Annotated in this window: 24 protein-coding genes; 13 read left to right on the top strand and 11 right to left on the bottom strand. The window is 71.9% G+C overall.

Translation table 11 applies throughout. The annotated features are described in order from the left end of the window. Positions 1 to 5: 5 nt before the first annotated feature. Positions 6 to 1,253 carry an alpha/beta hydrolase gene (locus P1P75_RS11370; protein WP_319254165.1) on the bottom strand — a complete coding sequence of 416 codons (1,248 nt, stop codon included), beginning with the start codon at positions 1,251 to 1,253 and terminating at the stop codon, positions 6 to 8. A 199-nt stretch (positions 1,254 to 1,452) separates the two neighbouring features. Here P1P75_RS11370 and P1P75_RS11365 point away from each other — a divergent pair, with 199 nt between their 5' ends. The 4 genes from P1P75_RS11365 to P1P75_RS11350 all read left to right on the top strand — a co-directional run bounded on the left by P1P75_RS11365 (position 1,453) and on the right by P1P75_RS11350 (position 3,421). Next, positions 1,453 to 1,674 carry a hypothetical protein gene (locus P1P75_RS11365; RefSeq protein WP_266462072.1) on the top strand — a complete coding sequence of 74 codons (222 nt, stop codon included), beginning with the start codon at positions 1,453 to 1,455 and terminating at the stop codon, positions 1,672 to 1,674. Between the two features lie 232 nt (positions 1,675 to 1,906). Further along, positions 1,907 to 2,548 carry a TetR/AcrR family transcriptional regulator gene (locus P1P75_RS11360; protein ID WP_073493073.1) on the top strand — a complete coding sequence of 214 codons (642 nt, stop codon included), beginning with the start codon at positions 1,907 to 1,909 and terminating at the stop codon, positions 2,546 to 2,548. Between the two features lie 145 nt (positions 2,549 to 2,693). After that, positions 2,694 to 2,921, top strand: a complete 228-nt coding sequence (locus P1P75_RS11355) for a DUF3107 domain-containing protein (protein ID WP_073493074.1) — start codon at positions 2,694 to 2,696, stop codon at positions 2,919 to 2,921. A gap of 230 nt (positions 2,922 to 3,151) precedes the next feature. Further along, entirely contained in the window at positions 3,152 to 3,421 is a 270-nt protein-coding gene (locus P1P75_RS11350) for a hypothetical protein (protein WP_319254162.1), read from the top strand. A gap of 199 nt (positions 3,422 to 3,620) precedes the next feature. Here P1P75_RS11350 and P1P75_RS11345 read toward each other — a convergent pair whose 3' ends face one another. After that, positions 3,621 to 4,349, bottom strand: a complete 729-nt coding sequence (locus tag P1P75_RS11345) for a ferritin-like fold-containing protein (protein WP_319254160.1) — start codon at positions 4,347 to 4,349, stop codon at positions 3,621 to 3,623. A gap of 507 nt (positions 4,350 to 4,856) precedes the next feature. On the opposite strand from P1P75_RS11345, the gene P1P75_RS11340 reads away from it, so the two are divergent. Beyond that, entirely contained in the window at positions 4,857 to 7,535 is a 2,679-nt protein-coding gene (locus tag P1P75_RS11340) for a DEAD/DEAH box helicase (protein WP_319254158.1), read from the top strand. Positions 7,536 to 7,680: 145 nt separating this feature from the next. Further along, positions 7,681 to 8,559 (top strand): alpha/beta hydrolase, encoded by an 879-nt coding sequence (locus tag P1P75_RS11335; RefSeq protein ID WP_319254156.1) that lies wholly within the window; start codon positions 7,681 to 7,683, stop codon positions 8,557 to 8,559. A 131-nt stretch (positions 8,560 to 8,690) separates the two neighbouring features. On the opposite strand, the gene P1P75_RS11330 is transcribed toward P1P75_RS11335, so the two are convergent. Further along, positions 8,691 to 9,587, bottom strand: coding sequence for an NYN domain-containing protein (locus P1P75_RS11330; protein ID WP_319254154.1), 897 nt, complete (start codon positions 9,585 to 9,587; stop codon positions 8,691 to 8,693). Between the two features lie 243 nt (positions 9,588 to 9,830). Here P1P75_RS11330 and P1P75_RS11325 point away from each other — a divergent pair, with 243 nt between their 5' ends. Then, a complete protein-coding gene (locus tag P1P75_RS11325; RefSeq protein ID WP_007384531.1) occupies positions 9,831 to 9,983 on the top strand; it encodes a hypothetical protein in 153 nt (50 codons plus the stop codon). Positions 9,984 to 10,060: 77 nt separating this feature from the next. Here the strand turns inward: P1P75_RS11325 and P1P75_RS11320 are convergent, their stop codons facing one another. The 3 genes from P1P75_RS11320 to P1P75_RS11310 all read right to left on the bottom strand — a co-directional run bounded on the left by P1P75_RS11320 (position 10,061) and on the right by P1P75_RS11310 (position 12,374). Then, on the bottom strand, positions 10,061 to 10,666 hold the full coding sequence (locus P1P75_RS11320; protein ID WP_086771683.1) for a MarC family protein: 606 nt from the start codon (positions 10,664 to 10,666) through the stop codon (positions 10,061 to 10,063). A gap of 54 nt (positions 10,667 to 10,720) precedes the next feature. Beyond that, on the bottom strand, positions 10,721 to 11,578 hold the full coding sequence (locus tag P1P75_RS11315) for a PHP domain-containing protein (protein ID WP_319254152.1): 858 nt from the start codon (positions 11,576 to 11,578) through the stop codon (positions 10,721 to 10,723). Between the two features lie 154 nt (positions 11,579 to 11,732). Next, positions 11,733 to 12,374 carry a DUF6758 family protein gene (locus P1P75_RS11310; protein ID WP_319254150.1) on the bottom strand — a complete coding sequence of 214 codons (642 nt, stop codon included), beginning with the start codon at positions 12,372 to 12,374 and terminating at the stop codon, positions 11,733 to 11,735. Between the two features lie 159 nt (positions 12,375 to 12,533). Between P1P75_RS11310 and P1P75_RS11305 the strand changes: the two genes are divergently transcribed. Further along, the gene (locus P1P75_RS11305; protein ID WP_319254148.1) at positions 12,534 to 13,757 is read left to right on the top strand and encodes an MFS transporter; all 1,224 of its coding nucleotides are present in this window, start codon (positions 12,534 to 12,536) and stop codon (positions 13,755 to 13,757) included. Positions 13,758 to 13,787: 30 nt separating this feature from the next. Here the strand turns inward: P1P75_RS11305 and P1P75_RS11300 are convergent, their stop codons facing one another. Then, a complete protein-coding gene (locus P1P75_RS11300) occupies positions 13,788 to 14,372 on the bottom strand; it encodes a suppressor of fused domain protein (protein WP_086771687.1) in 585 nt (194 codons plus the stop codon). Between the two features lie 491 nt (positions 14,373 to 14,863). Here P1P75_RS11300 and P1P75_RS11295 point away from each other — a divergent pair, with 491 nt between their 5' ends. Together P1P75_RS11295 and P1P75_RS11290 are read left to right on the top strand one after the other, a co-directional pair. After that, positions 14,864 to 15,979 carry a magnesium and cobalt transport protein CorA gene (locus P1P75_RS11295; RefSeq protein ID WP_086771688.1) on the top strand — a complete coding sequence of 372 codons (1,116 nt, stop codon included), beginning with the start codon at positions 14,864 to 14,866 and terminating at the stop codon, positions 15,977 to 15,979. Positions 15,980 to 16,004: 25 nt separating this feature from the next. Beyond that, entirely contained in the window at positions 16,005 to 16,532 is a 528-nt protein-coding gene (locus tag P1P75_RS11290; RefSeq protein WP_319254145.1) for a hypothetical protein, read from the top strand. 4 nt (positions 16,533 to 16,536) lie between these two features. On the opposite strand, the gene P1P75_RS11285 is transcribed toward P1P75_RS11290, so the two are convergent. After that, a complete protein-coding gene (locus P1P75_RS11285) occupies positions 16,537 to 17,298 on the bottom strand; it encodes a hypothetical protein (RefSeq protein ID WP_319254143.1) in 762 nt (253 codons plus the stop codon). Positions 17,299 to 17,533: 235 nt separating this feature from the next. Between P1P75_RS11285 and P1P75_RS11280 the strand changes: the two genes are divergently transcribed. Genes P1P75_RS11280 through P1P75_RS11270 form a run of 3 tightly spaced genes read left to right on the top strand, consistent with a single transcriptional unit; the run spans position 17,534 to position 20,571 of the window. Further along, complete coding sequence (locus P1P75_RS11280) at positions 17,534 to 18,823, top strand: CBS domain-containing protein (protein WP_319254141.1); 1,290 nt, start codon at positions 17,534 to 17,536, stop codon at positions 18,821 to 18,823. After that, on the top strand, positions 18,807 to 19,394 hold the full coding sequence (locus P1P75_RS11275) for a DUF1003 domain-containing protein (protein ID WP_319254139.1): 588 nt from the start codon (positions 18,807 to 18,809) through the stop codon (positions 19,392 to 19,394). Before P1P75_RS11280 ends, P1P75_RS11275 begins: the two co-directional genes overlap by 17 nt. Positions 19,395 to 19,437: 43 nt before the next feature. Further along, entirely contained in the window at positions 19,438 to 20,571 is a 1,134-nt protein-coding gene (locus tag P1P75_RS11270; RefSeq protein WP_319254137.1) for an Mrp/NBP35 family ATP-binding protein, read from the top strand. A 63-nt stretch (positions 20,572 to 20,634) separates the two neighbouring features. Here P1P75_RS11270 and P1P75_RS11265 read toward each other — a convergent pair whose 3' ends face one another. The 3 genes from P1P75_RS11265 to P1P75_RS11255 all read right to left on the bottom strand — a co-directional run bounded on the left by P1P75_RS11265 (position 20,635) and on the right by P1P75_RS11255 (position 24,333). Beyond that, positions 20,635 to 21,294, bottom strand: a complete 660-nt coding sequence (locus P1P75_RS11265; RefSeq protein WP_319254135.1) for a hypothetical protein — start codon at positions 21,292 to 21,294, stop codon at positions 20,635 to 20,637. A 179-nt stretch (positions 21,295 to 21,473) separates the two neighbouring features. Then, positions 21,474 to 21,923, bottom strand: a complete 450-nt coding sequence (locus P1P75_RS11260) for a sec-independent translocase (protein ID WP_319254133.1) — start codon at positions 21,921 to 21,923, stop codon at positions 21,474 to 21,476. Between the two features lie 238 nt (positions 21,924 to 22,161). After that, positions 22,162 to 24,333: a trypsin-like peptidase domain-containing protein gene (locus P1P75_RS11255; protein WP_319254131.1), complete on the bottom strand. Its 2,172-nt coding sequence runs from the start codon at positions 24,331 to 24,333 to the stop codon at positions 22,162 to 22,164. Positions 24,334 to 24,588 lie beyond the last annotated feature (255 nt).

Raw genomic sequence — 24,588 nt, 5'->3', positions numbered from 1 at the left:
GCCCCTCAGCTCCCCGAACCCGCGGATCCACCGGCCCGCTCGGAGAACGCCCCGGAGCCCGACCCGGTTCCCGAGCCTGAGTCCGGCCCCGCATCGGGCCTCGACCCGATGTCCGCATCCGGCCTCGACCCGATGTCCGCATCCGGCCTCGACCCGATGTCCGTATCCCGCCTCGACCCGACGTCCGCAGCCCGCCGGACCCCGGTACTCACAGCGCGCGTGGCCCCGGTGTCGGCGTCCGGCCGCGCGCCCGTGTCCGGCTCGGCCTCCGACTCGGGGCGCGATCCCCGCTCGCCACGCTCGGCCGTCTCCTCCAGCAGCTCCTGGAAGGCCGTGGCGACCGTCTCCGGGTACTCCATCATCGCCACGTGCCCCGCGTTCGGCAGGGTGAGCAGGCGGGAGTCGCGGAAGGTGCGGACCGCCCGCTGGGCCATGCGGAAGCCGACGAGCTGGTCGCGGCCGCCGTAGACGAGGAGGGTCGGGGCGAGGACCCGTTCGGCCTGGCGCCACAGGCCGTGCTGACCGCCGAGGGTGTACGCGTTGACCAGCCCGCGCGCGGAACGCGTCATCGCGTCCCAGAAGTACGGCAGCCGCAGCCGCCGCTCGAGTTCCTCCACGGCGTATCCGAACGCCTCCGGGGTGACCCGCCCGGGGTCGCCGTAACACAGGGCCATGACGCCGCGGACGCGCTGCTCGGCCGTCCACTCGCGGGTGAACCGGGTGAACAGCGCGGCCACGCCGGGCATGCCGAGCAGTCCCGTGGGCACCGCCGTGCGCTGGACCCGCAGCTCCGGCAGGGCCGGCGAGACGAGGGTGAGCGTCCGCACCAGGTCGGGGCGGACCGCCGCGACACGCGTGGACACGGCGCCGCCGAGCGAGTTGCCGAAGAGGTGGACGGGTCCGCGGGCGGACGCGTCGAGGTGACGGATGACGGCACGCGCGTGTGCCGTGATGGAGTAGTTGCCGTCGTCCGGTGGCGGCGAGTCCCCGAATCCGGGAAGGTCGACGGCCTCGCTCTCGACGACGCCGTCGAGCTGGGCCATCAGCGCGGACCAGTTCTGCGAGGAACCGCCGAGGCCGTGGACGTACAGCGCGGGCTGCAGTCCCGCGCGCGTAGCGGGCCTGGAGCGGACTGTCAGGGTGACACCGGGCAGGCGGACCGACCGCAGTCTCTCGCCCTCGGCGACCCGGACCGACGCGGCCTTCGGCAGCACGCTGGTGGGCGGCACGGACGGCAGCTCTGTCGAAGACATGCCGCAATGTTACGAGACGATCACGCGGGGACCCGTGTGTTCGCCGTCACAAGAGGTCGACCGCGCGTCGCGCAGATGGCTGCGCGATTGCCTGGGCACATCGCATAGCGTCCGAAAAGGGTGTCTCCTAGGCTCGTACAGAGGGCACCCGCGTGTGGCCCCTGCATCTTCAGGGACGTTCGTTGGAAGGGAGCCCACCATGGCCATCGATCCGACCGATCCGGAGACGTTCACGGACGAGGAGGACGACGCCGCGGAGATCGGCGTCGAGGCGCCGGAGAACGACGCCGCCGAGCAGCAGGCCGACGTCGCACCGGAGAGTGACGACCCGCTGGAGGGCGTCGACCCCAGCCGGGCCAACGAGGCCGACCTCGCCGAACAGGCGCGCGTCATCAGGCACGACGAGGACGACTACCGCTGAGGAGACCGAGGAGCACCGCCGCGGAAGGCGAGGAAACGCCGGCAATCGCCGTGCACCGAGCTGGAGTGGAGCGCGATTGTGCCCACAACGCCCCGGTTTGAAACCTTACCTACGGCTTTTACCATCGTCCGGTCCGTGAAATTCTGCGTTCGCACCGCGCGCACCACGGTTACCGAAAAGTACGATGGCGGCGCGGCGGCACACCGCAAGAGGGACGACATTGGGAGGCGGCGTGACAGCCATCGAGCAGACCGAGGCGGCGCGCCCGCGAGGCACCCGCCTGCCGCGCCGTGCCCGACGGAACCAACTGCTGGGCGCCGCCCAGGAAGTCTTCGTCGCGCAGGGCTACCACGCGGCCGCGATGGACGACATCGCCGAACGCGCCGGCGTCAGCAAGCCGGTGCTCTACCAGCACTTCCCGGGCAAGCTCGACCTCTACCTGGCCCTGCTGGACCAGCACTGCGAGTCGCTCATCCAGGCCGTGCGCAGCGCGCTCGCGTCCACGACCGACAACAAGCAGCGCGTCCGCGCGACGATGGACGCGTACTTCGCTTACGTCGAGGACGACGGCGGCGCCTTCCGTCTGGTCTTCGAGTCGGACCTGACGAACGAGCCGGCCGTGCGCGAGCGCGTCGACAAGGTCACCAACGAGTGCGCGGAGGCGATCCGCGACGTCATCGCCGAGGACACTGGTCTCTCGCGCGCGGAGTCGATGCTGCTGGCCTCCGGGCTCGGCGGCCTCGCGCAGGTGGTGGCCCGTTCCTGGCTGCACAGCGACCGAAGCGTCCCGCGCGACGAGGCGGTGCAGCTGCTGGCCTCACTGGCCTGGCGGGGCATCGCCGGTTTCCCGCTGCACGGGACCGAGCAGCACTGAGCGGCACCACCCCGGCCGTTTGTTCCCGCTCGCTGTTCGCTCCTGGCGTGGACGGCCGCGCCGTGTACGTCCCCTCACCGGGCTAATGTGTGCAGCGTACGGCGCGGAAGCCCGCGCACCTCGTGACCGTCGGAGGGACTTAGCCGTGGAGGTCAAGATCGGCGTGCAGCACGCGCCCCGCGAGATCGTTCTGGAGAGCGGTCAGACTCCGGAGGAGGTCGAGCGCGTGGTGGCCGACGCACTGGCCGGTAAGTCGCAGCTGCTCAGCCTCACGGACCAGCACGGCCGCAAGGTCCTGGTTCCGGCCGACCGCCTGGCCTACGTGGAGCTGGGCGAGCCGGCCCCGCGCAAGGTGGGCTTCGGCGCGCTGTAGGCGACGCTCGACGGAAGGGGCCCGGCGGCCGTTCGGCTGCCGGGCCCCTTCCGCGTTCCGCCCGGCCACTTCCGCGTTCCGCCCGGCTCCTCCGCTCCGCACCGTGCCCTCCACCGTGTCCTCCACAGATGGAGCACAACCCGGCCACAGGGCAGGGTTGCATTCCGCAGGTCACGGGTAAGACGGGCTACGACCCTGGTGCACGGCCCGGCCGCCTGGAAGGACCACGGATGATCTTGGAAGCGCTCGCCTCCGCTGTGCTCGGCCTCGTGCTCGCGTGGGCGGCGCTCCACCGCCTGTCCCACCGGCTACCGGCCCGCGCCCTGGTGCTCATGACGGGCGTGGCCGGAGCCCTGCTCGGTGACTTCGTCACCCACAGCGCCCTGGGCACCGGCTCCGCGATCGGCAGTCTCCTCGGCGCGCTGATCGTCTCCAGCGCTTCCCTCTCCCTGCTCCTGCGCCCGGCGACAAGACTCCGCCGCCGATCAGCGACGGCGTAAGAGGCGCGGACGGGAGGGCGGCCCCGCACCGGACCGCCTTAGGACGCCATGCCGAACCGGGCCGCGGCCCGCCGTGCGGACGGCCCGGCCGCGACCGGCCCGCAGCCGCACACCCCGCGCGGCCCCGAGGCCGCGCGGCCCGGAAGCCCGGAAGCCCTCAAAGCCCTGAAGCCCGGAAGCCCGGAAGCCCCCGCAGGGACTACGCGGCCAAGCCCAGCGCGGCCATCCGCTTGGTGTGCGCCTCGGTGATCCGCGAGAACATCCGGCCCACCTCCGCGAGGTCGAACCCGTCCGCGACCCCGCCCACGAGCATCGTCGACAGTGCGTCGCGGTCGGCCACCACCCGCTGCGACTGCGACAGGGCCTCGCCCATCAGCCGCCGCGCCCACAGGGCGAGCCGCCCACCCACGCGCGGGTCCGCGTCGATCGCCGCGCGCACCCGGTCCACGGCGAAACCGGCGTGACCGGTGTCGTCCAGCACGGCCAGCACCAGGGCCCGGGTGTCGGTGTCCAGACGGGCCGCGACCTCGCGGTAGAAGTCGCTGGCGATCGAGTCGCCGACGTAGGCCTTGACGAGGCCCTCCAGCCAGTCCGACGGGGCGGTCTGCTTGTGGAAGCCGTCGAGCGCGGCGACGAACGGCTGCATCGCGCGCGTCGGCTCCTCACCGACCTCCGTGAGCCGGTCGCGAAGCCGCTCGAAGTGGTGGAACTCGGCGGATGCCATCTTGGCCAGCTCCGCCTTGTCCTCCAGCGTGGGTGCCAGCTTGGCGTCCTCGGCGAGCCGCTCGAACGCCGCGAGCTCGCCGTACGCGAGCGCGCCGAGCAGGTCCACGACCGCGGCCCGGTACTGGGGATCGGCGGATGCCTTCGCCCAGTCCTGGGCGGCGATACCGGTGGCGGCGTTCTCAGGGTTGTCAGAGCTCGTCATGCAGCGCACAATAGCCCGCTCGTCGTGGGACGGAAGTCCCTGGTCAATCAGTGTGACAACGACGACGCGAAGGACCATGTCCGACGGTGTGACAACCACAACGTGACCGAATCGGCCATCGCATGTGCGTGAATCCGGGGTATGGTGGTAATGCGCCTGCCGAATATTCGACGGGCTGCACGTATGAGGATGCCCGGTCGGTGGCCCGATCGGCTCCGACCCGACAGCCCTCCCTGGCCGTACGGCACATTGCGTACGACGACCGGAGGGATCCCCTCAGCGGTACGAACGCTAGAGCGTCGGCAGAGGTCCCGTGTCTTGCCGGTCTCGCCCCAAGGGCGGCCGACGTCCCCGACATGGTCCGCCACGACCCCCGCGCTCGCCTCGCACCGCGCACACAGAAGAGGCAGCACCCTGACTACCACGTTCCGAGAGCTCGGGATTCTTCCCGAGACCGCCGAAGCCCTTGAAGCCGTCGGCATCATCACCCCCTTCCCCATCCAGGAGATGACGCTCCCGGTCGCCCTGACGGGCACCGACGTCATCGGACAGGCGAAGACCGGCACCGGCAAGACGCTCGGCTTCGGCCTCCCGCTCCTCGAGCGCGTCACCGTCCCCGCCGACGTCGAGGCCGGCCGCGCCAAGCCCGAGGACCTGACCGACGCCCCGCAGGCGCTCGTCGTCGTCCCCACCCGCGAGCTGTGTACGCAGGTCACCAACGACCTGCTGACCGCGGGCAAGGTGCGCAATGTGCGCGTTCTCGCCATTTATGGCGGCCGGGCCTACGAGCCCCAGGTCGAGGCCCTCAAGAAGGGCGTCGACGTCGTCGTCGGCACCCCCGGCCGACTGCTCGACCTCGCCGGCCAGAAGAAGCTCGACCTGAAGCACATCCGCTCGCTGGTCCTCGACGAGGCCGACGAGATGCTCGACCTGGGCTTCCTGCCCGACGTCGAGAAGATCATCAACATGCTTCCGGTGAAGCGTCAGACCATGCTGTTCTCGGCCACCATGCCGGGTGCGGTCATCGGTCTCGCGCGCCGCTACATGTCGCAGCCGACGCACATCAACGCCACGTCGCCGGACGACGCGGGCGCGACCGTCGCGAACACCAGGCAGCACGTGTACCGCGCGCACAACATGGACAAGCCCGAGATGGTCGCGCGCATCCTCCAGGCCGAGGGCCGCGGCCTGGTCATGGTGTTCTGCCGTACCAAGCGCACGGCGGCCGACCTGGCCGACCAGCTCCAGCAGCGCGGTTTCGCCTCCGGCGCGGTCCACGGCGACCTCGGCCAGGGCGCCCGCGAGCAGGCGCTGCGCGCCTTCCGCAACGGCAAGGTCGACGTCCTGGTCTGCACCGACGTGGCCGCCCGCGGCATCGACGTCGAGGGCGTGACCCACGTCATCAACTACCAGTCCCCCGAGGACGAGAAGACGTACCTGCACCGCATCGGCCGTACCGGCCGCGCGGGCGCCAAGGGCATCGCCGTCACGCTCGTCGACTGGGACGACATCCCGCGCTGGCAGCTCATCAACAAGGCGCTGGACCTGAAGTTCCCGGACCCGCCGGAGACGTACTCCACGTCCCCGCACTTCTTCGAGGAACTCGACATCCCCGCGGGCACCAAGGGTGTGCTGCCGCGTTCGGAGCGCACGCGTGCCGGACTCGCCGCGGAGGAGATGGAGGACCTCGGCGAGCCGGGCGGCCGCGGTGGACGCGGCCGTAACGACCGCAACGACCGCAGTGGGCGCGACGACCGGGGTGACCGCCGTGGTGGCGCCCGGGACGAGTCCCGCTCCGCCGAGCGTGAGCGCCCCGCACGTACACCGCGCCGTCGCCGCCGCACCCGCAACGGCGAGGTCCTCGACGCGTCGGCCCCCGTGGGGACCGCCGCACCCGAGCAGGCGCCCGCCACGGAGGACGCGACCTCGTCGCGCACGCCGCGCCGCCGGCGCCGTGGGCGTGCCACCGGGGCGCAGGAGGTCGCCACGGCCGCGTCCGTGACCTCGGTCAGCGCCCCCGAGGCCGCTGAGGCGGTCGCGGAGACCGTGGCGAGCCCGGCCCTCGACGTCGCCGCCCCGGAGGACACCAAGCCGCGCCGCCGCCGCACCCGCAGGCCCGCGGACGCGCCGGTGACCGTGCCGGAGACGGCAGCCGAGACCACGGTGCAGCTGCCGGCCCAGGCGCCGGTGGAGGCCCCCGCGGCCGAGGCCGCCGTCGACACGGCGGAGGCGACCGAGACCAGGCCGCGCCGCCGTACCCGCAAGGCGACGGCCCCGGCCGAGGTCGAGCCTGCGGTCGAAACCGCGGAGAACATCGCGGTGGCCGCCGAGCCCGCGCGGCGTCGTACGCGCAAGACTGCGGCTCCGGCCGCCGAGGCCGCCGTCGACACGGCCGAGGCCGCGGAGGCCAAGCCGCGCCGGACCCGCAAGACCGCCGCCGCCCCGGCCGCGGCCGCTGCCGCCCCGGCCGAGGCCGCGGCCGTCGTGGCCGAGGCCGAGGTCAAGCCCCGCCGCACCCGCAAGGCCGCCCAGCCGAAGGCGACGGCCACCGTCGCCGACATCGCCGACATCCCGGCCCAGGCCACGCAGCAGCCGGAGACCAAGCCGCGCCGCACCCGCAAGACCGCCACCACGGCTCCGGCCGCCGAGGCCGCCGCCGTCGACACGGCCGAGGGCACGGTGGCCAAGCCGCGACGCGCCCGTAAGGCCGCGGTCGCGACGGAGGCCGCGGCGGACACCGTCGACGCGGTCGAGGCCAAGCCCCGCCGTACGCGCAAGACGGCGGCAGCGGCCGCGGAAGCCGCGGTCGACACGGCCGAGGCCAAGCCGCGCCGTACGCGCAAGACGGCCGCCGCGCCGGAGGCCGCGGTCGACACGGCCGAGGCCGCGGAGGCCAAGCCGCGCCGGACCCGCAAGACCGCTGCCGCCCCGGCCGAGGCCGCGGCCGTCGAGGCCGAGGCCGAGGTCAAGCCCCGCCGCACCCGCAAGGCCGCCCAGCCGAAGGCGACGGCCACCGTCGCCGACATCCCGGCCCAGGCCACGCAGGAGCCGGAGACCAAGCCGCGCCGCACCCGCAAGACCGCCACCACGGCTCCGGCCGCCGAGGCCGGTGCTGCCGACGAGGCGAAGCCGAAGGCACGGCGTCCGCGCAAGGCGACGGCCGCCGCGAAGTCCGCGGAGAGCTGATCGCCCTCCAGGCCCCAGTCCGACGGCCCGGTCCCTCCCCAGTGGAGCGACCGGGCCGTCGGCGTTTCCCGGGACCGGACCGGCGTCGTCCTCTGACGGCCCCCTCCACTCGAAGCCCGTCGGCCCGGCCCGGTAGCCTCGGCGTGTGACCATCCCGCCCGACTTCACCCCGCCCCCCGGCGCTCGCGCGTACCCCTTGCGGACCGCGCGCGGTGAGTTCGCCGTCGTCGACTCGCCCGTGGCCGACGGCGTGGTGCCGCGCGGCGTCGCGCTGCTGTTGCCCGGGTTCACCGGCAGCAAGGAGGACTTCCACCTGCTGCACGAGCCGCTGGCGGCGCGCGGGTACCGCACGGTCGCCGTGGACGGGCGCGGGCAGAACCAGAGCGACGGTCCCGAGTTCGACGAAGCTCCTTACGCCCGGGAGGAGTTGGCGCACGACGTGCTCGCGCAGGCGGCCGCGCTCGGCACCCCTGTGCATCTGGCCGGGCACTCCCTCGGTGGTCAGATCGCCCGCGCCGCCGTCCTGATCGACCACTCTCCCTTCCTCTCCTTCACGCTCGTCGCGTCGGGCCCGGCGCAGATCTCCGAGTCGCAGCGGCAGCGTGTGCAGTTGCTGCACGACGCGCTCGCGCTGATGACGATGCCCGAGGTGTGGGAGGCCATCCTGGCGATGGGACCGCCGGAGGAAGTCGGCGGCCCGGCGCGTGGCTTCGGCGAACCGGCCCTGCTGCGGCAGCGCTGGGTGAACCACAAACCCGCCCAACTCCTCGCCACCGGACGCCAGTTGCTGGCGGAGCCGGACCGGGTGGCGGAACTCGCCGCTGTGCCGCTGCCCTTCCACGTCCTGTCCGGAGCCCGTGACGACACCTGGCCGGTGACCCTGCTGGACGACATGGCGATGGACCTGGGCGCGCACCGGACGGTCGTCGCGGGCGCCGAGCACTCGCCGAACCTGGACCAGCCCCTGCCGACGGCCCACGCGCTCGCCGACTTCTGGGACAAGATCCGCCCGGAGAGGGACTGACCGAAGCGGAATCCGCCACCGGACGCGACCGACCTGCGGCCCGGACCGGCACTGCGTCCGACCGATGGCCGGGCCAGCACTACGTCCGACCCGTGACCCCGGCCAGTACTGAGCCCGACCCGTGGCGCCGGCTAGTACTGCGTCTGCAAGTGCTCCCAGAACCCGTCCCGCAGCGCACGCCGCAGGTCCGACTGGCCGCGCAGCGAGTACTGGAGCATGCCCTCCGCCTCCACCAGGAGGTCCTGGTCGACGGAGCCGGGCAGGTAGGGGTGGCCGGGCAGCAGTTCCACGAGGGCTTCCCGGCCTCGCGCCGCCAGCCACTTGGCCGCGATCTGCGCGCCGATGAAGCGGACGTCGTCCCGGGTGGGCCGGGCCGCGCCGGCCGGCTCGTAGGTCTGGGCGGTGCGCCGGGAGACGTACGGCTTGAAGAAGTCGAGGTCGAGGGTGCGCTGGCTGTCGACCTCCCACAGCAGGGGTTCCGCCTGGTTGCGGCCCTCCGGGGCCTCGATGCCCCAGAGGTGGACGCGGGCGCCGTACCCCTGCGCGGCCTCCACGGCCGAGACCAGGTCCTCGTCGCCGCCCAGCAGCGCCGCGTCACTGATGGCACGGTGGCGGGCCAGGGACTCCAGGTCGCTGCGGATCAGGGAGTCGACGCCCTTCTGCTGATTGTTGGCGTTGAGGTTGCCCAGCCGGACCTTGACGTCGGGAAGCTCGGCGATGGTCTGCTGTTCGGAGGTGTGGATGCGGCGGCGGGCGCCGTCGTACCAGTAGACGCGCAGCAGCCGGCTGTCCGCGAAGATGGTGCGGGCGCGGTCGATGAGCGCGTCGATCAGGCCCTCGGCGTCGAGGTCGAAGGCCCGGCGGTCCTCGGTCCCGGTGACCAGCCGGCCCGCAGCCGCGTAGAGGTACCCTGCGTCGACGAAGATCGCATGGGTCGAGGGTGTCTTGGCCACCTCGGCGAGCATGCGGGTGAGCAGCTCGTTCGTGCGGTCGATGTGGGCGGCGAGGGCCTCGAGGTCGTCGTTCATCACGCCCATTGTCCCGGCGGTCACGCTGCGAACACAACCGGTCCCGTTCGGTCCACCGAGGCCGCTCGACGACCGTGGCGGTCAACGTTCCGGCGCTCGCCGGACCAGCTCCCTTACCGGTTAGTAATTAGACGTTCGAAAAATTTCTTTAGCGTAGGGAATGTTCGTAACCCGCACGGGGTTGACTCCCATGTACAGCAAGCAATTCTCCTCAGGAGGATGACCAGACGAAGGGAGAAGCCCATGCGCTTCGAAATCATGCGACTCGACGACGTCGACGGTACCCCCGTGGACAGCACCGTCGTGGACGCCGCCTCCGTCAACCGGATCGTTCAGCAGGCCGCCGCCATCGGGCAGCGGTTGTGGATCCGTCCGGCCGACACCTCGGCCTCGTGACACCACGGGTCCTCACCAGACTTCAGAGCCCCCCACGGCACGATGCCGCAGGGGGCTCTGCGCGTACCGGGCGGGCCTCAGGCCCCCTGGATGACCTGCGTGACGCCGTTGATGATCTGCTGCACGGCGATGGCGGACAGCATCATGCCCGCGAGGCGCGTCACGAGGACCACTCCGCCGTCCTTGATGACGCGGATGATCAGCAGCGAGTAGCGCATCACCACCCACAGCACGACATGGATGGCGAGGATCGCCGCCCACACCGACACCTGCGTGGCGGCACTGTCGGCCTTCTGCACGGCCAGGATGACGGACACGATCGCGCCGGGCCCGGCCAGCAGGGGCATGCCGAGCGGGACCAGCGCCACGTTGACGTCCTTGGTCTGCTTGGGCTCGTCGGTCTTGCCGGTCAGCAGGTCCAGGGCGATCAGCAGGAGCAGCAGTCCACCCGCGATCATCAGCGCGGGCACGGACACATGCAGGTAGTTCAGGATCTGGTGGCCGAGGAGCCCGAAGACCGTGATGACTCCGCCGGCCACGCAGACGGCCTGGAAGGCCATCCGCTTCTGCACCTTGGCGGGACGCCCGGAGGTCAGCGCGAGGAAGATCGGGGTGATCCCGGGGGGATCCATGATGACGAAGAGGGTGAGGAAGAGGGAGCCGAAGACGGCGACGTCGAACATCAGTACGGAAGCCTTGCGGAAGGAGGATGAAGGGTGACGGGTCGGAGGTGAGCCTCAGGCTCCGCCGGCCCCCGGCACCGGGAACGCGCCCGTCGCGCGCCGGGTGATCTCCCCGTAGACCTCGGGGTCCGTCGTGTACTCGCCGAGCACGCACGTCTTGCGGCTGCCGTGGTAGTCGCTCGACCCGGTCACCAGCAGGCTCAGGTCGGCGGCGAGCCCGCGCAGTCGCGTGCGGGTGTCGTCGTCGTGGTCCATGTGGTCGACCTCGATGCCGTCGAGGCCCGCGGCGGCCAGCTCGGCGATCACGGACTCCGGTACCGTCCGGCCCCGCTTGCTCGCGGCCGGGTGGGCGAAGACGGTGACCCCGCCGGCCGCCTTGACCAGCCGGATCGCCTCGAAGGGGTCGGTCTCGTGCTTCGCGACGTAGGCCCGGCCCCCGTCGGACAGCCAGTGCTGACTGAACGCGTCGCTCACGGTCGGCACGACGCCGAGTTCGACGAGCGCGGTGGCGACGTGCGGGCGCCCGACGGAACCCTCCCCCGCGATCCGCGCGACCTGCTCCCAGGTGACGGGCACGCCCAGTTCGTTGAGCCGGGCGACCATCCCGCGCGCCCGCGGCACCCGGTCGTCGCGCACCAGCTCGCGCTCGGCGAGCAGGGCGGGCTCGTCGGGGTCGAAGAGGTAGGCCAGCATGTGCATGCTGATGCCGTCGACACGGCAGGACAGCTCGGCGCCGGTGACCATGGTCAGCCCGTGCGGCAGCGCGGCGATCGCCTCGGCGTACCCACGGGTGCTGTCGTGGTCGGTCAGCGCGACGACGTCCAGTCCGGCGGCCGCGGCCTTGCGCACCAGCTCGGCCGGGGTGTCCGTACCGTCGGAAGCCGTGGAGTGGCAGTGCAGATCGATGCGCACGACGCGGGCTCCAGGCGGTGACGGGTGGACGGGGACGCTCAAGGATAACCGGATTTACGGACTCCCATGTCACACCCGAACCGGGGAAGAGCCCCCTACACTCAGGCGCCCACTCAGTCGCCCCGCCAAAGGCTCCCAGGCCAGGAAGCCACCCTCACGGCTTCAGCAGCCGCGGCGACAGCGCCCCGCAGGGCACCAGCTCGACCTCGGCCCCAGCGTCCCGCAGATCGGTCAGCACCAGCTCGTCGTACATCAGCAGTCCCGACTGCTCGGGCCAGACGACCGCCCACAGCCACAGACCCCGCGCCTCGCCCGCGAAGACCGCGCGGTCGTCGGGAGCGCCGTTGACCAGCCAGAGCGGGGTGGGGCGGCCGGCGGCGAGGACCTTGGCCTGGGGCGGCTTCTCGACGTTCATGTACGGGCCGGGGTCGGGGCCGTCCATCCCGGCGTAGCGCGCGCCGAGTCCGACGCCCAGCTCCTCCGCGACGAGGATCAGCTCCCCCATGCCGCCGAGCGGGCCGGGGCCCGTGCAGGCGACGGCGCTGGCACGGCCGCCGCTGCGGTCGTCACCGGCATAGGTGACGCCCGTGAACAGCCAGCCGACCGGCAACGGCCACGGCATCCACACCGGCACCTGGGTGCGGTGCACGACGACGCTGAGGGCCTCGACGCTGGGCGGGATCACGGGCTGGAGCGGATACACGGCCCCATGCACGTCGCACTGCCAGGAATCGGAGAAGAGGCCGGGAGCCCTGACCCGGCCACCACACTTCGGGCAACTGGGTTCGCCCCTCATAGAGCCCCACGGTCCTACCCGATCCGGCCCACGTCAAGGACGATCACCCGTCCGGGCGGAACCCCTGCCCGACGGACCATATAGATGTATCTTGCATTAATTAGCTTGACTAACTTAGTATGTGCAAACACCAACCATCTGTTCGGGACGGGAGCAAACATGGACCCCTTCGATGCGGGAGCCGGTGGCCTTCTGCGGCAGCCCAAGGCGGTCTGGGCGACCGCCGGCGCGTCCGTCGTCGCCTTCATGGGCATCGGACTCGTCGACCCGATCCTGCCGTCCATCGCCCAGGGCCTGGACGCCACGGCCGGCCAGGTCTCACTCCTCTTCACCTCCTACTTCCTGATCACCGCCTTCGCGATGCTGGTGACCGGCTTCGTCTCCAGCCGGATCGGCGGTCGCCGGACCCTGCTGCTCGGCCTCGCCCTCGTCGTCGTCTTCGCGGGCCTGGCCGGCACCTCCGACACCGTCGGACAACTCGTCGGCTACCGGGCGGGCTGGGGCCTGGGCAACGCGCTGTTCGTCTCCACCGCCCTCGCGGTGATCGTCGGCGCGGCGGCGGGAGGGAGCGCGGCGGCGATTCTGCTGTACGAGTCCGCCCTCGGCCTCGGCATGGCGTGCGGGCCCCTGCTCGGCGCGCTGCTGGGCGACGCCAGCTGGCGCTACCCCTTCTTCGGCACGGCGGCGCTGATGGCGATCGGCTTCCTGGGCATCACGGCGTTCCTGAAGGAACAGCCGAAGCCGGCCCGCAGGACCTCGCTGCTGGACCCGCTGAGGGCGCTCGGCCACGGTGGTCTGGCCTCGGCGGCGGTCTCGGCGTTCTTCTACAACTACACGTTCTTCACCGTGCTGGCCTTCACGCCGTTCGTGCTGGACATGACGCCCTACGCGTCGGGCGCGGTGTTCTTCGCCTGGGGTCTGCTGCTCGCCGTCTTCTCGGTCCTGGTGGCCCCCCGGCTGCAGCGAAGGTTCGGCTCGCTGAAGGTGCTCGGCGGCTCGCTGCTGCTGCTCGCCGCCGATGTCCTCGTCCTCGGCTACGGCGACCACGCCACCGCCGTGGCCTGCACGATCCTGTCCGGTGCCTTCATCGGTGTGAACAACACCGTGTACACCGAGCTGGCCCTGGGCGTGTCGGACGCCCCACGCCCGGTCGCGAGCGCCGGCTACAACTTCGTCCGCTGGTTCGCCGCGGCCGCCGCGCCGTTCCTCGCGCCGCGGATCGAGGAGTGGACCGACATCCACGTCCCGTTCGTCGTCGCGGCGGTCACCGCGGTCCTGGGCGCGGTCGTGGTGGCCGTACGGCGTGAGGCGCTCACGCACGAGGCCGCCGAGCTGGAACCGGGGCACGCCGCCGAGGACGGGGTCACCGTGTTCGCCAACTGACCGGATCCGGCCGCCGGTCGGTGAGCTCGGTCACTCCAGCGGGACGGACCTGCGGGACGGATCCCGCAGGTCCGTCCCGTGTGTCAGCCAGCGCTCCTGGAGGGCCTGGGCGCCGTGCACGCGCTTCCAGGCCGCCTCGTTGGGGGTCATCGGCAGCAGCGGCAGGAAGTGCACCGGATCGAGCGGCTCGTCGAGGTCGAGGTCCTCGATCAGACCGCCGGGCTCGGCGACCAGCACGGAGGTGAACGGGGCGCCGGGCCACAGGGGTTCACCGACGTCGAGGGAGGCGCCGGGCGCCACGACCACACCCTCGACCTGCGGGGAAGCCGCGAGCACGGCGAGGGGCCGGAGCACCTTGCCGGTGTCGGCGAGACCGGCGCGCACGGACAGGACCAGCTCGGCGCGAGGCCCCTTGACCGGGTCGGCGAGCACCGCGGTGGGGTCGCTCATCGGCTGCGCGGACATGCCGAGGGTCGCGTAGCGGACGATGTCACCCTCCTGGAAACGCAGGACCTCGATGCGGTCCGTGCCCAGGAAGGTGACCGCGGCGCGGGCGTCCGGCTCGCCCAGCGCGCTGCGCAACCGGGCCTCGACCAGAGGAAGAACATCTGCCATGCCGCGAGCATAGAACTCACCAGCACAAGGCAAAGCAGCGCCTTGACACTTCGGTCGGCTGCTACTCTGGGCCGGTGGTTCGGGGCAGCACGCAGAAGCGTCGCGATCAAGCTCCGACGCCGAAGGTATTCCCTCACGGGGGACCGGCTGGAGGAGGTGGGGCTGTCATGGATCGAAGTCGACCGTGCAGTACCACTCGCTCTTCCCGCCGCTGATGTAGCTCTGGCTCCGGCCGACCGCCGCCTCTCGCGTTCGCGTCCTCACTCGGAAGAGCACTTCGTTTCGTTGTACCGGATCCCCCTGACCTCTTCGGTCCGCGCGATCCGTCTGATCTGAAGCAGTAGCTGAATCAGTAGCGAAACCCGCCACCGCGACGGTGCGGTGCTCCCCGCTTTGTGGACGTACCAAACATCCGCAGTCAGGACGTCCCCATTCCGGGTAGTTCCACCCGTCGTCGGCGCCTTTCGTTGCCTGTCGCGAAGGAGCCTGCCATGTCGATGATCCGCGACCTGCGTGCCGTGGTCCGTCCGTCCCGCCCCTCCCTGCGCAAGGAGAGCGGCCCGTACGACACCACCCGCGACCCCGCCACCCCCTCGGCCGTCGTCGACTGCGCCGTCTACCGCGACGGCGCCCGCGTCGAGATGCCGACGCCGCTCGCCCCGCACGAGGCGATGCGCCAGGTGCGCCGCGACGGCGGCTTCGTGTGGATCGGACTCCACGAGCCGACGGAGAGTGAGTTCGCCGGTATCGCCCGGGAGTTCGGGCTGCACCCGCTGGCCGTGGAGGACGCGGTCCAGGCCCACCAGCGCCCCAAGCTGGAGCGCTACGACGACTCCCTGTTCACCGTCTTCAAGACCATCCACTACGTCGAGCACGACCAACTCGACGCCAACAGTGAGATCGTGGAGACCGGCGAGGTCATGTGCTTCACCGGCAAGGACTTCTTCATCACCGTCCGGCACGGCGGCCAGGGCTCGTTGCGCGCGCTGCGCCACCGCCTCCAGGACGACCCGGAGTTGCTCGAGAAGGGCCCGTCGGCGGTACTGCACGCCATCGCCGACCACGTCGTCGACGGCTACATCGCGGTCGCCGACGCCGTGCAGGACGACATCGACGAGGTCGAGACGGAGGTGTTCTCGCCGGGCCGCAAGGGCAGCCCGCGCGGCACGGACGCCGGCCGGATCTACCAACTCAAGCGCGAGGTACTGGAGTTCAAGCGGGCGGTGTCGCCGCTGCTGCGGCCGATGCAGCTGCTGAGCGAGCGGCCCATGCGGCTGATCGACCCCGACATCCAGAAGTACTTCCGTGACGTGGCCGACCACCTCGCCCGGGTCCAGGAACAGGTCATCGGCTTCGACGAGCTGCTCAACTCGATCCTCCAGGCCAACCTCGCGCAGGCGTCCGTCGCGCAGAACGAGGACATGCGCAAGATCACGTCCTGGGCCGCCATCATCGCCGTACCGACGATGGTCTGCGGGGTCTACGGCATGAACTTCGACCACATGCCGGAGCTGCACTGGCGGTACGGCTACCCGGTGATGATGTCGGTGACGGTGGCGCTCTGTGTGGGCATCCACCGCACGCTGAAGCGCAACGGCTGGCTGTGAGAGCCGCCTGGATAGGGTGGTCCCCATGACACGCGAGCTGCTCGACCCGGCCCTCGTCGAGGAGGCCACCAAGAAGTCCGGCCTCATCTGGGTCGAGGCGGCCGGTGAACGCACCGCGCGTGCGCTGTGGCACGTGTGGCACGAGGGCGCGGCCGCTCTGGTCGGCGACGGGCCCGGCGAGCAGCCGCTGCCGGGGCTGGCCGACGGTGTGACGGCCGAGGTGACCGTGCGCAGCAAGGACAAGGGCGGCCGGCTGGTCACCTGGACCGCGCGGGTCGTGCAGCTCGCCCCCGGCACGAAGGCGTGGGAGGCGGCGGTCGCCGACCTCAAGGGCAAGCGGCTGAACGCGCCCGACGGCGAGGCGATGACCGGACGCTGGGCGCGCGAGTGCCGTGTGATCCGGCTGGAGCCCACCGGAGGTACGTCGCCGCTGCCCGACGGAAACCTGTCGGCGCCGCCGGTGCCGTCCCCGGCGACGACCCGTCAGCCGGCCCCGGCGGGCCTTCCGCGGCTGCTGCTGAGGAAGAAACGGAAGAAGGGCACGCGCGCGTAGCCGGTCAGGACGTCGGAAGCTGCTTGCCGTAGTCCACCGTCTCGTCCTTCGCCGGCTCCTCCAGGGTGAAGTCCTTGCCCCAGGCGGAGAAGGTCAGCGTGCCCGCCCCGCCCGCGCGCTCCAGGCGCAGCGGGTAGGGCTTGCCCTCCAGGGACACGTCCAGCGTGCCGCCGGAGCCCCCGTCCCCCGTGATGCGGATGGTGCGCACCCCGGCCTGCTCGTGGTGCCCGTCCCTGTCCAGCGAACCGTGCAGTGTCAGCACACTGTCGAGAAGGAGGTCCTTGTCCGTGAACCCGCTGAACTTCTTGTACGAGGGGTCACCGGTCGGCACCTTCACATACTTGTCGTCGAGTTTGCCCGCCGCCGCGGTGTCGGAGCCGACGTCGTCGGACTTGCCGTCCTCGTGCTTCCAGAACGCGGCGTCCGCCTTGAGGTACAGCTCCTCGTCGACCCGCAGCAGGTGGAAGGCCGTGCCGCCGGCGGTGACCGACCCCGTGGCGCCGTCCGACTTCAGGCTCATGTCGAGCTTGTACGACTTCCCCCCGGCGACCACGGTCCCCGACAGCCGCACCGCGTCCACCTCCCCGGCGGCGGCCTGCGCCTTGGCCTGGATCTTGTCGGCGGCCAGTTTGCCGACCCCGTTCGTCCCCGCGTCGGGGTCCTCGTCGGCGCACCCGGTGAGTCCCAGTCCCGTCACGGCCAGCGCGCACATCGCGCTCACCAGCGGAGCCCGTCGACGGGTACGGCCCTGGGCGATCGCAGTCACAGAGGGGGCTGCCTTTCTGCGGGGGACTCCTGAACGGCGTACCGCAGCGTACCGGGGTCCCCGGGGGCGATCGGAGCCAGTCCGTCCGGACCGCTCACCAGGGCGTACCCGATCGGGACGGGCTAGCCTGAAGCCCGCACGAGCGGGCAATTGGGAAAAGAACCTCACCCGCAACACCGCGGGGAACGAGGCAGCGAACAGCCCGTACGAGCGCGTACGAGAAGGAGGTCCGGACATGGCAGCGGGCGCCCCCCGGATCTTCGTCTCCCACCTCGCCGGAGTCGCGGTCTTCGACCCCAACGGCGACACCGTGGGGCGGGTCCGTGACCTGGTCGTCATGCTGCGGGTCGGCCGCAAGCCGCCGAGGCTGCTCGGACTGGTCGTCGAACTGACCAACCGGCGCCGGATCTTCCTGCCCATGACCCGGGTGACCAGCATCGAGTCCGGCCAGGTCCTCAGCACCGGCGTGCTGAACGTCCGCCGCTTCGAACAGCGGCCCACCGAGCGCCTCGTCTTCGGCGAGCTGCTCGACCGGCGCGTCACGCTCGCCGAGACCGGTGAGGAGGTCACCGTCCTCGATCTGTCCGTGCGGCAGTTGCCGGCCCGCCGGGACTGGGAGATCGACCGGATCTTCGTGCAGAAGGGCAGGAGGTCGGGTGCCTTCCGGCGCGGCAAGGGCGAGAAACTGACCGTGGAGTGGTCGGCCGTCACCGGGTTCTCCCTGGAGGAGCACGGGCAGGGCGCGGAGAGCCTCCTGGCCACCTTCGAGCAGCTGCGCCCGGCCGACCTGGCGAACGTCCTGCACCACCTGTCCGCCAAGCGCCGCGCGGAGGTGGCCGCCGCCCTCGACGACGACCGGCTCGCCGACGTCCTGGAGGAGCTGCCGGAGGACGACCAGATCGAGATCCTCGGCAAGCTCAAGGAGGAGCGCGCCGCGGACGTCCTGGAGGCCATGGACCCCGACGACGCGGCCGACCTGCTCTCCGAGCTGCCCGAGAAGGACAAGGAGCGGCTGCTGAGCCTGATGGAGCCCGACGACGCCGCCGACATGCGCCGCCTGATGGCGTACGAGGAGCACACCGCGGGCGGTCTGATGACGACCGAGCCGATCGTGCTGCGGCCCGACGCCACCGTCGCCGACGCCCTGGCCCGGGTCCGCAACCCCGACCTCTCCCCCGCGCTCGCCGCCCAGGTGTACGTCTGCCGTCCGCCCGACGAGACGCCGACCGGCAAGTACCTGGGCACGGTCCACTTCCAGCGGCTGCTGCGCGACCCCCCGTACACGCTGGTCAGCTCGATCCTCGACGACGACCTCCAGACCCTCGCCCCGGGCGCGGCGCTGCCCGTGGTCGCCGGGTTCTTCGCGACGTACGACATGGTCGCGGCGCCCGTCGTCGACGAGGCGGGCTCGCTGCTCGGCGCGGTGACCGTGGACGACGTGCTGGACCACATGCTGCCCGAGGACTGGCGGGAGACGGAGTTCCACCTGGCCGAGGGTGAGGTGCCCGATGGCTCCCGAGCGTGACCTCGCCCGCACCGAGCGGATCCCGGCCGGCGCCACCGCGACGACCCGCCCCCGTGTCCGGCTGGACCAGCCGCGCCCGCCCCGGCGCCGGATCCTGCCCGAGTGGGACCCGGAGGCCTTCGGGCGGCTCTCGGAGCGCATCGCCCGCTTCCTGGGCACCGGACGGTTCATCGTCTGGATGACGATCGTCATCATCGTGTGGGTCCTGTGGAACAGCTTCGCCCCGCACGACCTGCGCTTCGACAGCTATCCCTTCATCTTCCTGACCTTCATGCTGTCGCTCCAGGCCTCCTACGCGGCCCCGCTGATCCTGCTCGCGCAGAACCGGCAGGACGACCGCGACCGGGTCAACCTGGAGCAGGACCGCAAGCAGAACGAGCGGTCCATCGCGGACACCGAGTACCTCACACGGGAGATCGCCGCCCTGCGGATCGGCCTCGGCGAGGTCGCCACCCGGGACTGGATCCGCTCCGAACTGCAGGACATGGTGAAGGAGCTGGAGGGGCTGCGGGACGGCCATGTCGTATTCCCGGCAGAACGGTCGCGCGGACGTGACGTAGACGACCGCTGACGGGCGTGTCTGGGCCCCGGCGGGGCGCCGTACCATCGTTCGTATGGCTACGGAAGACGCGGTGCGTGAAGCACTGGCGACGGTGAACGACCCCGAGATCAACCGCCCCATCACCGAACTCGGGATGGTCAAGTCGGTGGACATCGGAGCGGATGGAGCGGTCGCGGTCGCCGTGTACCTGACGGTCTCCGGCTGCCCGATGCGCGAGACGATCACCCAGCGCGTCACCGACGCGGTCGCCGCGGTCGACGGTGTCACGCGGGTCGACGTGACACTCGACGTGATGAGCGACGAGCAGCGCAAGGAACTGGCGAGCGCACTGCGCGGCGGCCAGACCGAGCGCGAGGTGCCCTTCGCCAAGCCGGGCTCCCTCACGCGCGTGTACGCGGTCGCGTCCGGCAAGGGCGGCGTCGGCAAGTCGTCGGTGACGGTGAACCTGGCGGCGGCGATGGCGGCCGACGGCCTGAAGGTCGGCGTCGTCGACGCCGACATCTACGGCCACAGCGTGCCGCGCATGCTGGGAGCGGACGGCCGTCCCACCCAGGTCGAGAACATGATCATGCCGCCGTCGGCGCACGGCGTGAAGGTCATCTCGATCGGCATGTTCACGCCGGGCAACGCCCCCGTCGTCTGGCGCGGCCCGATGCTGCACCGCGCGCTCCAGCAGTTCCTGGCCGACGTGTACTGGGGCGATCTGGACGTCCTGCTGCTCGACCTCCCGCCGGGCACCGGCGACATCGCGATCTCGGTGGCCCAGCTGGTCCCGAACGCGGAGATCCTGGTCGTCACCACGCCCCAGCAGGCCGCCGCCGAGGTCGCCGAGCGGGCGGGTTCCATCGCCGTCCAGACCCATCAGAAGATCGTCGGTGTCGTCGAGAACATGTCCGGGCTGCCCTGCCCGCACTGCGGCGAGATGGTCGACGTGTTCGGCACCGGCGGCGGCCAGTCCGTCGCCGACGGCCTGACCCGCACCACGGGCGCCTCGGTGCCGGTCCTCGGCTCGATCCCCATCGACGTCCGCCTCCGCGAAGGCGGCGACGAGGGCAAGCCGGTCGTCCTCACCGATCCGGACTCCCCGGCGGGTGCGGCCCTGCGCGCCATCGCGGGCAAGCTCGGCGGCCGCCAGCGCGGTCTGTCGGGCCTGTCCCTGGGCATCACCCCCAAGAACAAGTTCTGACCCGCCGTACGGCAACGGGGGCGCCGGTCCTGACGGACGGCGCCCCCGTTGTCGTCTCCGCGGCTACTCGTACGCCGCGATGTCCTTGACCACGGCGAAGCCGAGCCCGTACGCGCTCATGCCTCTCCCGTACGCCCCCACGTGCACCCCTTCCCTCGTCGAGCCGGCCAGCACCCAGCCGAACTCCGACTCGCGGTAGTGGAACGGGGTCGGCACACCGTCGACCGGCAGGGACAGCGTGGACCAGTCCTCGCCGGACAGGTCGTCGGCCAGCACCCACGCCGTCTCGGTCTGCTGCTCCAGCCAGTCGTCCCGCAGGCTGTGGTCCATCTGGCCCGGCCAGGTGAAGGACAGCAGCCCCACCCCCGCCAGCCAGGCCGCCGAGGACACCGAGGTGGCCTCCAGCAGCCCTGTGCCGTCCGCGCTGCGGCGTACGGGGTTCGCGGCGACGGTCACCACGACCGCGAACTTCCCGCGGTCCTCACCGGCCGTCTCGTGCCGCACGGAGGGCTCGTCACCGTGCCCGATCGATCCGTGCTCGACGGCGCCGTCGGCCGCCGTGCCGACCTGCATCAGCCAGCGCGGTCCCGTGAAGGCCTCGTCGAGGCCGTACCACGGGAAGGGCGCCTCCAGGTATCCGTCGACCGTGCGGCGGGCGGAGCGGACCTGTTGTCCACCCTCCGCGTCCGGCGCCTCCACGACTGCCCGACTCGTCGTCTCCATGTCCCCGGACGCCTCCTCGTTCTCGCCGGACCGTACGGCCCGTCCCCCTTCGGGCGGCGTTGCCCTTTTGGGTACGGCCCGCACAACAACCAGGCAGCATAGCCACCCCGCTCGTGACTGCGGGGAAGCCGCCCGGCGCGTGGGACGTGCGCCCCCTCACATCGGGGGACACGGGAGGCTCAGGTGGCGTCCGCGTCGAAGGGCGGGCGGTCGTCCTTGGCCGGCTCCTCCGGCTTCTTCGTCATGTCGATACGGTCACCCGACGAAGCGGAGGAAGCGGCAGCGGACGGCGAGGAGGACTCGGGGGAACGGCCATGGACGGCGTCCGCGACCTCGGCCATCTCCTTCTTCAGGTCGAAGCCGTTGCGGAGTTCCTTCAGCCCCAGGTCCTCGTTGTCCAGCTGCTTGCGGATGAAGGTCTTGGGGTTGAGATCCTCGAACTCGAAGTCCTTGAACTCCGGGCCGAGTTCCTGCCGGATGTCCTGCTTGGCGCTCTCCGAGAACTCACGGACCTTGCGGACCGTGCGCATCACGTCCTGGATGACCTTCGGGAGCTTGTCCGGACCGAAGACGAGCACGGCCAGGACAATGATCGTCACCAGCTCGAGCGGCCCTATGTCATTGAACACCTGAAGCTCCTTGCGATGTCCGCGGTCCGCGGTCCTCGGCGGCCCTGTGTGGCCCTCGGTCGCCGGTGCGGGTCGTCCGTGGTCCGGGCCGGGTCCACGGTACCTGTCACACCTGTCCGACCGGTACCGTCCCGAGGTGTCCGGGTGGTCACGGACGACCGGTTTTCCGCGTTGTTTGCCCGGACGACCTGCGCGGCGGCGTCCGGGATGTGACGTTCCTGTCGATCGGCGGGCCGGTTCAGCCACTGTCCGAGGAGCCGAGCACGAGGGAAAGGGTGCGTTCCTTCCCGTCGCGTATGACGGTCAGCTCCAGGCGGTCGCCGGGCCGGTGGGCGCGGGTCTTGACGATCAGCTCCTCGCCGGAGTGGACACGCCGGCCGTCGACGGCCGTGATGACGTCCCCCGGCCGGATGCCGGCCCTGTCGCCGGGGCCGCCCGCGGTCACCGGAGCGCTCCCGCCGCTGTCGCCGGTGCCGACCCGGGCGCCGTCGCCCGAGTAGTCCATGTCGAGGGTCACGCCGATGACCGGGTGGGTCGCCCGGCCCGTGTTGATCAGCTCCTCGGCGACGCGCTTGCCCTGATTGACCGGGATGGCGAAGCCCAGGCCGATCGAACCGGACTGGCCGCCGTCGGAGTCGGTGCCGTCCGCGGCGGACCTGATGGCCGAGTTGATGCCGATGACCTGGCCCCGCGTGTCGAGGAGGGGGCCGCCGGAGTTGCCGGGGTTGATGGGCGCGTCGGTCTGCAGTGCGTCCACGTACGACACGTCGCTGGCGTCACCGCTCTCGCCGCCGGCGGTGATGGGCCGCTCCTTGGCACTGATGATGCCCGAGGTGACCGTGCCCTCCAGGTCGAAGGGGGCGCCGATGGCGACGACCGGGTCGCCGACCCGCACGTTGTCGGAGTTGCCGAGGGGCAGCGGCCGCAGGCCCCGCACGCCGGTCACCCGCACCACCGCGAGGTCGTATCCGCTGTCCTTGCCGACGACCTCGGCCTTGGCTGTCTGGCCGCCGTTGAAGACCACGGATATCTCGCCGCCGGACCCGGCCGGCTCGACGACGTGGCTGTTCGTGAGGATGTGGCCCCGCGTGTCGAGGACGAAGCCGGTGCCGGTGCCGGCCTCCTCGCTGCCGCTGACGTGCAGCGTGACGACGCTGGGCAGGGCACGGGCGGCGATCCCGGCGACGCTGTCCGCGTCCCGCCCGCCCGGCTCGGCGGGGGCCTGCGGCAGCTCCACCGCCCCCACGCCGCCACTGCGCTCCAGATGGACCCCGACGCCGCCGCCGACGGCCCCGGACACCAGCGCCAGCAGCAGGGCCCCACCGACCAGCCCACGACGCCTGCGCCTGCGCCGCTGCTCCACGCTGAGGACAGCGCCCCCGGTCTGCTGCAACGGACCGGCCCCGAGCGGAGCGGCGGCCCAGGGGTCGTAGCGGCGCCAGGGGTCGGCGGGGACTTCGGCGGCCGGGACGGGAATGCCGGGGGCGGGCGCACCGAGCGCGCCGGAAGCGAGCGGGGGCGTCTCGGAATCCACCGCGCCGACGGCGGGCGTACCCGGGACCGGCGGGACCATGTCGGACACGGGCGCGACGGCAACTCCAGGCGAGGCCGGGGGCGCCTCCGCAGCCACCACGCCGACGGCGGGCGTACCCGGGACCGGCGGGACCCCGTCGAGCACGGGCGCGACGGCAACTCCAGGCGAGGCCGGGGGCGCCTCCGCAGCCGCCACGCCGGGGGCGGGCGTACCCGGGACGGGCGGGGACGCCTCGAAGGCCGCCCCGCCGGCAGCGGGCCCGCCCGAGACCGGCGGGACCAGGTCCAACACGGGCCCGCCGGCAACGCCAGGCACGACCGGGGGCGCCTCGGCAGCCGCCACCCCGGGGACAGGCGTACCCGGGTCCGGCGGGACCCCGTCGAACACGGGTGCGCCAGGAACGCCAGGCACGACCGGGGGCGTCTCCGGAGCGCCCAGGCCGCGCACGTCGACGGCACCGGGCGTCGGCACCGGTGCCCCGGAGGCGGCCGTGCGGGAGGCCGGTGGCGCTGCCGGGTGCTGGACGGGCGGTGCGGGCGCCCAGGGGCCGGGCTCGCCATAGGGCGGGGTGCTGTAGGGGTCGGGGTCGTGCAGGGGCTTGGGCAGGTCGGTGACGGCAGGGTGCTGGGTCGCGGGGGCCGTCGGCAGTGACTCCTCCTGGTCCCCGACGGGAGGGCGGACCGCGCCGCCTGCCGACTCGGCCGCCTCCCCCGACGACGGCTGCGAGGAACCGGCCTCCGGGACAACCGCACCGGCGGCCGCTTCGGGGCGGGCCAGCTCGAAGTCGCCCTCGGGGATCGCATCCCGCGCGGGCGTGCTCGGCCGTTCCGCATCCGCCGGCCCGGCAGGACTCCCCTCAGGGACCGCATCCCGCACAGGCCCGACCGACCGCTCCACACCCACCGGCCCCGCAGAACTCCCCTCAGGGACCGCGTCCCGCACAGGCGTGTCTGTCTCGTCCGCGTGCCCGTCCGCCCGCCCGGCAGGGCTTTCTGTGGGCTTGCCCTCGTTCATGCTCTCCCCGCGCTCAGGCTCGCACTCCGCCCCGCGCCGCATGCGCGCGGTTCACCCTGGATTCAACCAGGTCCACGGATCAGTGGGCCTGGTGCGGGGACGGGGTGGGGGCGGAGG

It is taken from the genome of Streptomyces sp. ID05-39B, from assembly GCF_033794725.1.
Lineage (GTDB): Bacteria > Actinomycetota > Actinomycetes > Streptomycetales > Streptomycetaceae > Streptomyces > Streptomyces bobili.
The sequence above is the reverse complement of the archived record's forward strand: the minus strand, read 5'-3'. Positions and strand labels throughout refer to the sequence as shown.

Bases quoted from the DNA above. Each gene is read 5' to 3' on its own strand.
- P1P75_RS11370 (WP_319254165.1), bottom strand. From the start codon at position 1,253: ATGTCTTCGACAGAGCTGCCGTCCGTGCCGCCCACCAGCGTGCTGCCG.
- P1P75_RS11365 (WP_266462072.1), top strand. From the start codon at position 1,453: ATGGCCATCGATCCGACCGATCCGGAGACGTTCACGGACGAGGAGGAC.
- P1P75_RS11350 (WP_319254162.1), top strand. From the start codon at position 3,152: ATGATCTTGGAAGCGCTCGCCTCCGCTGTGCTCGGCCTCGTGCTCGCG.
- P1P75_RS11345 (WP_319254160.1), bottom strand. From the start codon at position 4,349: ATGACGAGCTCTGACAACCCTGAGAACGCCGCCACCGGTATCGCCGCC.
- P1P75_RS11340 (WP_319254158.1), top strand. From the start codon at position 4,857: ATGACGCTCCCGGTCGCCCTGACGGGCACCGACGTCATCGGACAGGCG.
- P1P75_RS11330 (WP_319254154.1), bottom strand. From the start codon at position 9,587: ATGAACGACGACCTCGAGGCCCTCGCCGCCCACATCGACCGCACGAAC.
- P1P75_RS11325 (WP_007384531.1), top strand. From the start codon at position 9,831: ATGCGCTTCGAAATCATGCGACTCGACGACGTCGACGGTACCCCCGTG.
- P1P75_RS11320 (WP_086771683.1), bottom strand. From the start codon at position 10,666: ATGTTCGACGTCGCCGTCTTCGGCTCCCTCTTCCTCACCCTCTTCGTC.
- P1P75_RS11310 (WP_319254150.1), bottom strand. From the start codon at position 12,374: ATGAGGGGCGAACCCAGTTGCCCGAAGTGTGGTGGCCGGGTCAGGGCT.
- P1P75_RS11305 (WP_319254148.1), top strand. From the start codon at position 12,534: ATGGACCCCTTCGATGCGGGAGCCGGTGGCCTTCTGCGGCAGCCCAAG.
- P1P75_RS11300 (WP_086771687.1), bottom strand. From the start codon at position 14,372: ATGGCAGATGTTCTTCCTCTGGTCGAGGCCCGGTTGCGCAGCGCGCTG.
- P1P75_RS11295 (WP_086771688.1), top strand. From the start codon at position 14,864: ATGTCGATGATCCGCGACCTGCGTGCCGTGGTCCGTCCGTCCCGCCCC.
- P1P75_RS11290 (WP_319254145.1), top strand. From the start codon at position 16,005: ATGACACGCGAGCTGCTCGACCCGGCCCTCGTCGAGGAGGCCACCAAG.
- P1P75_RS11280 (WP_319254141.1), top strand. From the start codon at position 17,534: ATGGCAGCGGGCGCCCCCCGGATCTTCGTCTCCCACCTCGCCGGAGTC.
- P1P75_RS11275 (WP_319254139.1), top strand. From the start codon at position 18,807: ATGGCTCCCGAGCGTGACCTCGCCCGCACCGAGCGGATCCCGGCCGGC.
- P1P75_RS11270 (WP_319254137.1), top strand. From the start codon at position 19,438: ATGGCTACGGAAGACGCGGTGCGTGAAGCACTGGCGACGGTGAACGAC.
- P1P75_RS11265 (WP_319254135.1), bottom strand. From the start codon at position 21,294: ATGGAGACGACGAGTCGGGCAGTCGTGGAGGCGCCGGACGCGGAGGGT.